Source organism: Anaerolineae bacterium (assembly GCA_016931895.1).
Lineage (GTDB): Bacteria > Chloroflexota > Anaerolineae > 4572-78 > J111 > JAFGNV01.
On record JAFGDY010000007.1, the window covers coordinates 42,177 to 49,503 of the forward strand.

General features: G+C 51.7%; 6 protein-coding genes. 5 read left to right on the forward strand and 1 reads right to left on the reverse strand.

Features of this window, described 5'->3' with window-relative positions; translation table 11 throughout:
- Positions 1 to 420: 420 nt before the first annotated feature.
- Positions 421 to 798: a DUF2294 domain-containing protein gene (locus JW953_00535; GenBank protein ID MBN1991159.1), complete on the reverse strand. Its 378-nt coding sequence runs from the start codon at positions 796 to 798 to the stop codon at positions 421 to 423.
- A gap of 370 nt (positions 799 to 1,168) precedes the next feature.
- Here JW953_00535 and JW953_00540 point away from each other — a divergent pair, with 370 nt between their 5' ends.
- From JW953_00540 to JW953_00560, 5 genes are all read left to right on the forward strand, one after another.
- Positions 1,169 to 3,829 carry a cation-translocating P-type ATPase gene (locus tag JW953_00540; protein ID MBN1991160.1) on the forward strand — a complete coding sequence of 887 codons (2,661 nt, stop codon included), beginning with the start codon at positions 1,169 to 1,171 and terminating at the stop codon, positions 3,827 to 3,829.
- Between the two features lie 130 nt (positions 3,830 to 3,959).
- On the forward strand, positions 3,960 to 4,301 hold the full coding sequence (locus JW953_00545; GenBank protein ID MBN1991161.1) for a DUF2294 family protein: 342 nt from the start codon (positions 3,960 to 3,962) through the stop codon (positions 4,299 to 4,301).
- Between the two features lie 15 nt (positions 4,302 to 4,316).
- Positions 4,317 to 5,360: an AI-2E family transporter gene (locus JW953_00550; GenBank protein MBN1991162.1), complete on the forward strand. Its 1,044-nt coding sequence runs from the start codon at positions 4,317 to 4,319 to the stop codon at positions 5,358 to 5,360.
- A 172-nt stretch (positions 5,361 to 5,532) separates the two neighbouring features.
- The gene (locus JW953_00555; protein MBN1991163.1) at positions 5,533 to 6,762 is read left to right on the forward strand and encodes a cation:proton antiporter; all 1,230 of its coding nucleotides are present in this window, start codon (positions 5,533 to 5,535) and stop codon (positions 6,760 to 6,762) included.
- A 194-nt stretch (positions 6,763 to 6,956) separates the two neighbouring features.
- Complete coding sequence (locus JW953_00560; GenBank protein ID MBN1991164.1) at positions 6,957 to 7,220, forward strand: hypothetical protein; 264 nt, start codon at positions 6,957 to 6,959, stop codon at positions 7,218 to 7,220.
- Positions 7,221 to 7,327 lie beyond the last annotated feature (107 nt).

The following is a 7,327-nucleotide window of genomic DNA, read 5'->3' on the forward strand; positions in this document are numbered from 1 at the left end:
ATGTCTACTTACGTTTAGAATTTGTGTGTGTCATTAGTGAGGGTGTACGGCTGCCTACGGAAACGGACCGACGCCTGGTTGGATTTACTTGACGGTCTGACCGTATTTGATCCCAGCACAATCAAAAATTATGTATTCAGGCTATCACAAAATACCCAATCCGGCTGTACAAAGAAAGCTTACGATTTTTTATAGCCGAACTACCAAAAATCGGTAACGGCTATGTGGTATATTGTTGCCAATCCGAAATGGTCAGCTTATAGATTATACTCACCCTTTACTCACGTTATACCCAAGCTGTAAGTGGGTTGAAAGTGACCTATAGGTGAAATAGTCATGTTGGCCAGCCTATCATGAAATGGGATAAAGCAGGCGTACTATCATCAACACCAAATCAGGAGTTTGGCCCGATGAGTTTTTCTACGATGTTGGCCTAACCAAATCATCCAGCTTGGTATCAACCGTCAGCACAATGATTCGTTCACCCGTTTTTGTACTCATATCGGTATGCAAACTGATAACATTGCAGCCAACAATCTCTCGTACCGCATTTTCAAGTAAAAATCGGGAAGACTCAAACAAGCAGCGGCGAGTTTCTTTAACCAGGGCTTGTCCCTCAGTGGTTTTACACAATTTTACTTCCGCCTGCGCTAAAATGCCACGCAGGCGCACCACGATCATATCATTCAGAAAGAAGGTGCGTATTTCTACCGGGCCGCGTCCAAAATATTCCTTCTCCAGCCTGATAATCGCCCGGCTAAATTCATCTTCATATTCCCCGCGGGTTTTTTTGCTCATCTCTTGACCTCAACGCTGCACCGTCGAACTCGGCCGCGTAAATTAGCTTGTTATTTAAGTCAGAACTTTGTCTGCCGCTTTCAGACCTCATTTTAACAGGGGGTTATAGAAACAGCAATTTCTGATTGCCTAAACCAAATTTCACTTGCTGGTTTTGCCTGAGAGAACAATCAAGCTATAATCTATTTTAATCAATTGAATAACTGTCAGTTTGGCAGATAAGACGGAAGATAGGCTATTGAATCAGGGCAGATTAGCCGTAATTTAGGCCAACACCTTATCACCCGGCAGGGTAATTTTTGGTGTTGGCCTTTTTGTTTACCTGACAAAGCGTGGCGAATATTTATTAACATATTTTGAGGGACAAACAATGATTGATTGGTATCAAAAAGAAATAGCCGAAATCTTTAAAGAATTAGAGACTGATCCCAAAGGATTGAGCGACGTTGAAGCGACCCGCCGCCTGGCCCAGTACGGTGTAAATGAGTTGCAGGCCGAAGGCAAGATTTCACCGTGGACTATTCTATTTGAGCAATTTAAGAACGTGCTGGTAATCATTTTGCTTCTGGCCACCCTGGTTTCGGCCTTTCTTGGCCACGGGGTTGAGGCCATTGCCATTTCTGTTATTGTGCTGTTTGCCGTGTTGTTGGGCTTTGTGCAAGAGTATCGCGCCGAACGAGCCATTGCCGCCCTGCGCCAGATGGCCGCGCCCACAGCCACTGTGTTGCGTGATGGCGATGAGTTTGAAATCCCGGCCCGCGATCTGGTGCCGGGGGACATCATTCTTTTGCGAGCGGGCGATAAAGTGCCTGCCGATGCCCGGTTGGTCGAATCAATCAACCTGCAAGTGGAAGAAGCCGCGCTTACCGGCGAGTCGGTGCCGGTGAGCAAACACACCAACCCGCTGGCCGACGGCCAATTAGCCATTGGCGACCGCAAAAATATGATCTATTCGGGCACGGTTATTACGTATGGCCGGGGCCAGGCTGTGGTGGTAGCCACCGGCATGGAGACCGAATTTGGCCGGATCACCGGGCTGCTGCAAACCGTAGAAGTTGGCAAAACGCCGCTGCAAGAGAACTTGGATAGAGTAGGCAAAACCCTGGCCAAAGCGACGTTGGGCATTGTATTGCTCATTGTTATTTTGGGGTTATTGCGCGGCCAGCCCGCTTTAGAAATGTTCATCTTTGGCATTGCCCTGGCGGTGGCCGCCGTGCCGGAGGCGCTGCCGGCGGTAGTCACTATCTCGCTGGCAATTGGCGTGCAGCGCATGGTCAAACGCCACGCCCTGGTGCGCCGCTTGCCCATTGTGGAAACGCTGGGCAGCACCTCAATAATCTGCTCCGACAAAACCGGCACCTTGACCAAAGACGAGATGACGGTTCGCCAAATCTTTGTCGCCGGGCATACCTTTGAGGTGTCCGGGGCCGGTTATAGCCCCAACGGCGCATTTTCCCAAAACGGCTCAACCGTAACGCCCTCTGCGCCCTTGCTGGCGTTGCTGCGCGGCGGCGCCCTGGCTTCTGATGCCCGGCTGGTGCAAAACGATGGCCGTTGGGATATTAAAGGCGACCCCACCGAAGGAGCGCTGGTCGTGGCCGCGGCCAAGGCGGGGCTGGACAAGGCCGATCTTGAGACCCAATTTCCCCGCACTAACGAAATTCCATTCACCTCTGAAACCAAACGCATGACCACGCTGCACGCCACCCCCGATGGCCCGGTGGCCTATACCAAAGGCGCTCCCGAGATCATTCTGGACTCATGCCGGCAGCAGTTGAGTGAAAATGAAGCATTGATGCTTGATGATGCGGCCCGCGAATCTGTTTTGGCCGTCGCCCAACAAATGGCCGGTGAGGCCCTGCGGGTATTAGCTGTAGCCTATAAGCCCACGGCCGAAATTGAGGATGCGGAACGCGATATGGTTTTTCTGGGCCTGGTGGGAATGATTGACCCGCCTCGCGTTGAAGTGGCCGCTGCTATTCGAACGTGTGAAGAAGCGGGTATCAAGCCGGTCATGATCACGGGCGACCACCCCCTGACCGCCCAGGCCATTGCCCGCGAGTTGGGCATTCTCAAAACGGGCCGGGTGGTGACGGGCGTAGAATTGGAAGCTATGAGTGAAACGGAATTTGAGCGTGAAGTGGAGAATATTGAAGTTTACGCCCGCGTTTCTCCGGCCCATAAACTGCGCGTGGTTACGGCCCTGCAACAAAAGCGCCACATTGTAGCCATGACCGGCGACGGGGTGAACGACGCCCCAGCCCTCAAAAAAGCCGATGTTGGGGTGGCCATGGGCATTACGGGCACCGATGTCAGCAAAGAGGCGGCCGCCATCACCCTTACCGATGACAATTTTGCCTCAATTGTCGCGGCGGTAGAAGAAGGGCGCGGCATCTTTGGCAATATCAAAAAATATTTAATGTATTTGCTTTCGTCTAACGTGGGCGAAATTGGTTTGATGGCCGGAGCGACCCTGTTGGGCCTGCCCCTGCCGTTAACGGCGGTGCAAATTTTATACGTGAACCTGGCCACCGATGGCCTGCCGGCCCTGGCCCTGGCCGTAGACCCGCCGGAAAAGGGACTGATGCGCCGCAAGCCGCGCGACCCGCGGACAGGCATTTTTACCCGGCCAGTGGTCATCCTGTTAATGGTGGGCGGCTTGTGGTCAACGCTGGTCAACCTGGGATTGTTTGCCTGGGCGCTCAATTCCGGGCGCAGCATTGCCGAGGCCATGACCATGACCTTTGTCTCGCTGGTGCTCATTCAGTTTTTCAAAGCCTACAACTTCCGTTCCGACCGCCAATCGGTATTCAACCGGCCCTTGGCCAACAAATGGCTCAACCTGGCGGTAGGGTGGGAACTGCTGCTGCTGGCCTTGATTGTTTACCTGCCTTTCCTGCACGCCCCGTTTACCACCTACAGCCTGCGGTTGACTGATTGGATTATTGTGGGGGCCCTGGCTTTCACCGTTTCGCCGGTGTTAGAGCTGGCCAAGTGGATGGAGCGACGCGGTTGGTTGGGGCAAATATAAGAAGCAAGATGTGTTTGATATCCATTATTCGGTGTTGATGGTCAGGCCGGATAGAACAATTGCACCGGTGTAGTCAGGTAAAGAGATAATTTTTGGCACGTAACCAACCAGAGAAAGGTGGCTGCGACTAATGACAACCAAAACTCAGGCGTTGCAATTAAAAGTGGGGCAAAGCCTCCAGGATTTCTGGGAAAATTACACAGGGAATCGCCCCAGCCGGGCCGTTGTGGTTATGAACCGGCAGGCCATTACAGTTTTGCTGGAAGGCGTGTTAACCCCGGCCGAACAACGGATAGTTGGCACCGAGGCGGGGCGATCAACCCTTAAGAAATTTGGCGAACACATTATGGAACAGGTTGGACCTCAGTGGCAGCAGATTATATCAGAAGCGGTGGGTGAAGAGGTCAACCCGGTCAAGATTGATTTGGACGTGGTTAGCGGCACCATTTTAGGGTTCTTTTTACGCGAATAAAACAAAGGTACCTTGATGGATAGATTTTGGTTTTACACAGCCCGTATTTTGGCGGTGGCGGCTGTCCTGGCTGGAGCCGTTTTACTGGTAGTGCTGGCTGGCCCGCTGTTGGAAGCGTTAACTATTGCTGCGCTTTTGGCGTATCTGTTGGCCCCTGCGGTCCGGCTGCTCACTCGCTGGACGCGATTGAACCGGCCACTGGCCGTGGGCATTGTTTACCTGATGTTTCTGTTGATTCTGGCAGGGATTCCGGCAGGTCTAGGGGCGATAGCCGTCAACCAGTTTCATTATCTTGAGTATGAACTGCTAGAGGCCATAGCCGAATTGGAAAATTGGTTGGCTCAACCAATAGTTTTACTGGGATTTTCTTTCTATCCCCGGCTCTTATTGGAAAACCTGGAACAGGTGGGTGGAAATCTTTTCGAAACCGTGTCAGAAAGGTCGTTCCATATTCTTTCAGGAGTAACAACCAATCTGTTATGGGGCTCGGTGATTTTGGTCAGTCTCTATTACTTGCTTAAAGACGGTCCCAAAATCAAACCCTGGCTGGTGGGGTTGGCTCCGGCCCGTTATCAAGATGACACCCGCTTTCTTTTGGATGAGATTGACGAGGTCTGGAGCTTATTTTTACGCGTCCAACTCTTTATTTTCCTGGTTTTAACCATTTTGATGGCGCTTGGCACGCTATTGGTCATCTGGCTGTTTCGGGCCGGACTGGTGCCTTTTTCGCTTGTTGGCCTGGTGTTGATGTTAATTCTGGTCTACACCCTGGTTCAACAGGTAGACAACCTGTGGCTGCGTCCTCAACTGATGGGGCGGAAATTGCACCTGCATCCGGGCCTGGTTTTTGTGGGTCTGATTACGGCCCTGGCCTTGAGCGGTGTTTTGGGCGCGTTGATTGTGGTTCCGGCTATGGCTACCGTAAAAGTTCTGGGGAGTTATCTTCATCATAAGCTGGTGAAACTGCCAGCGGAACAGCCATCGGCCATAGTTCATTCAGATCCCGAGAAAGCGGTCACGCCGCTTACCGAAGAGCCGGAATCTACCATTTCTTTGTAAAGCTCAAGATGAAATATGACTCTCCTGAAAAAAGGGTGAAAAGTCGGACTTTTGTGCATTACCATACTACATATAGTAGGTAAAGGTCGATTATATGCCTAGATATAGTGGCTGCTTCTAAAAGTCCGACTTTTTTCAGTGGAGTCAAATATGAGATAAGGAGTCAAGATTTATGGATCCCCTATTACAATTGTTATTGGCCCTGGTCATTATTATTGTAGCCGCCAAAGGGGGGGGCTATCTGAGTACCCGGGCAGGACAGCCGGCAGTGTTGGGTGAATTACTGGTTGGCTTGATTCTGGGGCCGACAGTGCTGAATATGCTCCATTGGCCCGTGTTTAGCGATGAGCATTTAGAAGAAACTATCCGCCAGATGGCTCACCTGGGCGTTTTGTTTTTAATGTTCATTGCCGGAATGGAGATAGATATTGAGGCCATGCGACACGCCGGGCGGCCGGCGCTGCTGGCCGGGGTTATGGGCGTGGCAGCGCCGGTGATTTTAGGGGCAATAGCGGCCATCCCCTTTGGTTTTGATCTGCAACAGGGCTTTTTCATTGGCCTGGTACTGGCCGCTACCAGCGTCAGTATTTCGGCTCAGACCTTGATGGAATTGAAGGTGCTGCGCAGCCGAGTGGGCGTGGCCCTGTTGGGGGCAGCCGTGGTTGATGATGTATTGGACATTGTGCTTCTTTCGTTTTTTATTGCTCTGGTTGGAGAGGGGGGCGGGGGGATTGGGGCCGTTTTGTGGGTATTGGTTAAGATGGTCGCTTTTCTGGTAGGAGGTATCTGGTTGGGAATGCGTTTTGTTCCCCGCCTGACTGCCGCCATTGACCGGCTGCCCATCAGCCAGGGCGTGATCGCGTTGGTTATTGTAATTACGCTACTTTATGCCTGGACAGCCGAAGCCCTGGGCGGCATAGCCGCCATTACCGGCGCTTTTTTGGCCGGGTTGTTTTTTACAAAAACGTCGTTGCGGCGGCAAATTGAAACATCCATTCAAAGCCTGGCCTATGGCTGGTTGGTGCCGATATTTTTTGTGAGCATTGGCCTGGAGTCCAATGTCCGGAGTCTGGGAATTGGCGGCTTGCCTTTTGCCTTAGTCATTGTTGGCATTGCCATACTCTCAAAAATAGTTGGCGGCGGCCTGGGGGCGTTGTGGGGAGGCTTCTCCCGGAGCGAAGCGCTGCGGCTGGGGGTAGGGATGACCTCCCGCGGCGAAGTAGGGCTGATTGTGGCTTCGGTTGGGCTTGGCGTTGGCCTGGTTACGGAAGAGGTGTTTACCAGCGTGGTGTTGATGGTCATTGCCACCACGTTGCTGACGCCAATTATGTTGCGGGCGCTTTATCCAAAAACCACTGAACAACCGGAGCCGGTAAAAGTTTCCCAAAAACTTGAGACGTGAAGCAGGTTGTTAGGGTTAAGAAATGGTCACATACCAAATGCCCGCCGGTAAATGATCAACATAAATAGATGATACCTTGTATGAAGGAGAAATAATTATGGCTTATATGTTGGTTTTTGTATTGGATAACCTGGAACAATGTTCTTCCATTTTGGATGCCTGGGAAGAGGTTGGGGCCCGCCGGGATAACTATCTTGGAAAGCACCGGGGTGGGACATCTGCGCAAGGCTATGCGAGATGATGTTCCTCTGTTCCCTTCTATTCGCGATCTTTTGGTCAGCCGGGAGTTGCATCACCGCACGCTTTTTAGCGTAATTGAGGACGAAACAATTCTGGAACAGGCCATTGCCGCCACCGAGCGGATTGTCGGCGACTTTACCCGTCACCATACGGGCCTGCTGTTTGTTGTTCCCGTAATCCGGGTGTTGGGGCTGGAGAAACGGGACATAGATAGTTAAATTGAAATTAGCGAATAATAGATACTGTTGGTGAATTTATGTTAAGTAGCAGGCGCCAGAGCCAGAAACTTGGAGCGGCGTGTTCGTGCCTTTGGCCTTTCATCCAA

Coding starts and splice junctions, on each gene's coding strand:
- JW953_00550 (MBN1991162.1), top strand. CDS start 4,317: ATGGATAGATTTTGGTTTTACACAGCCCGTATTTTGGCGGTGGCGGCT.
- JW953_00535 (MBN1991159.1), bottom strand. CDS start 798: ATGAGCAAAAAAACCCGCGGGGAATATGAAGATGAATTTAGCCGGGCG.
- JW953_00555 (MBN1991163.1), top strand. CDS start 5,533: ATGGATCCCCTATTACAATTGTTATTGGCCCTGGTCATTATTATTGTA.
- JW953_00545 (MBN1991161.1), top strand. CDS start 3,960: ATGACAACCAAAACTCAGGCGTTGCAATTAAAAGTGGGGCAAAGCCTC.
- JW953_00540 (MBN1991160.1), top strand. CDS start 1,169: ATGATTGATTGGTATCAAAAAGAAATAGCCGAAATCTTTAAAGAATTA.